Origin of the sequence: Streptomyces sp. NPDC058240 (assembly GCF_042882135.1) — a bacterium.
Lineage (GTDB): Bacteria > Actinomycetota > Actinomycetes > Streptomycetales > Streptomycetaceae > Streptomyces.
Genome location: NZ_JBHVWT010000074.1, coordinates 17525 through 18677 on the forward strand (window position 1 = coordinate 17525; position 1153 = coordinate 18677).

The 1153-nt window shown below is 65.2% G+C and carries 2 protein-coding genes and 1 pseudogene; all 3 read right to left on the minus strand.

The annotated features are described in order from the left end of the window. Positions 1–458: helix-turn-helix domain-containing protein (locus ACFVX4_RS39330; RefSeq protein ID WP_389987515.1), on the minus strand; the 458-nt coding region annotated here is incomplete at its 3' end. A gap of 366 nt (positions 459–824) precedes the next feature. Then, the gene (locus tag ACFVX4_RS39335) at positions 825–950 is read right to left on the minus strand and encodes a hypothetical protein (RefSeq protein ID WP_389987524.1); all 126 of its coding nucleotides are present in this window, start codon (positions 948–950) and stop codon (positions 825–827) included. Positions 951–1048: 98 nt separating this feature from the next. Continuing rightward, positions 1049–1153, minus strand: a pseudogene (locus tag ACFVX4_RS39340) (ketol-acid reductoisomerase); the annotation flags it as partial.

The window sequence follows — 1153 nt, forward strand, 5'->3', positions numbered from 1 at the left end:
CCTTCCCCGTGATCGTGGACACCGGTTGTCATGCGGCGGTGGCCAGCGTAGTTGAACCGGTGTCCACGATCACGGGGAAGGCCCCCCACCAGGTCGCACTGGGCCAGCTCGCCGGGCCGATACGTCGTGCGCGAGACCGGATCGACTGGCACATAGGCAGGCCGCAGGTCCCGCACCCGGTCCTTGAGGACCGTCATCCCGCGTTCCCACCCGATCCGCTCAGCAATCACGGTGGCCGGCATCGTCGGAGTCTCCCGCAAAAGCTCACGGATCTGGACCTCGACCGCGTCCACGACCGACCCCTGGGACGGACGCTCGTACTTCGGCGGCCGGTCCGTGGCCAGGGCCCGCTTGACCGTGTTCTTCGAGATGCCCAGATGCCGCGCGATTGCCCGGATCGGCATCTGCTCAGCCCGGTGCAGCCTACGGATCTCTGCCCAGTCCTCCACGAGGATCACCCTCTCCCTCCTGACCTTCCATCAAGATCAGGTTCAAGCGAAGATCACCAAGTGGGTCACTTTTGATCCGCCGTCAGAGGGTCAGAATTCAAGCGACGCCGAGAGTTGGGCGGTGATCTCGGAGCCGAGATCACCCCTGGGATGCCAGCTGAGCGCCCGCTACAGCCACTCAGCGTGTCTGCGACAGCGCCAAGTTTCGTCTCCTGACGTCCTTCACCGCGGCCCTCCTTGGGGAGAATCTGGGGAGGATTGGAGCTACTGGGGGGCGTCTGGGGAGAATCGACTACATAAAACGGCACGCCCCTGAAAGACCCTGAAACATTCATCGGCGCTGGTCAGAGGCGACTGGAGCTGCATCGCTCCAGGTCAGCGCAACGTGGTAGACAACTTCATGACATAGGTGCCGAGATCGTCGGCCTCGACGATCCCGGGCAGCGATCCGCCCTCCCGCAGGGGCGTGACGCAGCGGGTCGCTGTGACTTCGGTGAGCATTTCCCCAGGCTATCCGGGGAGTCCCGGACGGCGCGGCGTCCGGTCCCCGCAGGCGCTTTAGCGCACCGGGGGCCGGACGTCCGTCGGCCGTCTCGCGGCTACGCCTCGTCGTCGTTGACCCAGCTCATGAGCTTGCGCAGCTCGCGGCCGGTGGTCTCCAGGAGGTGGTCGCTGTCGGCCTTCTTGTACTCGTTGTACTTGGG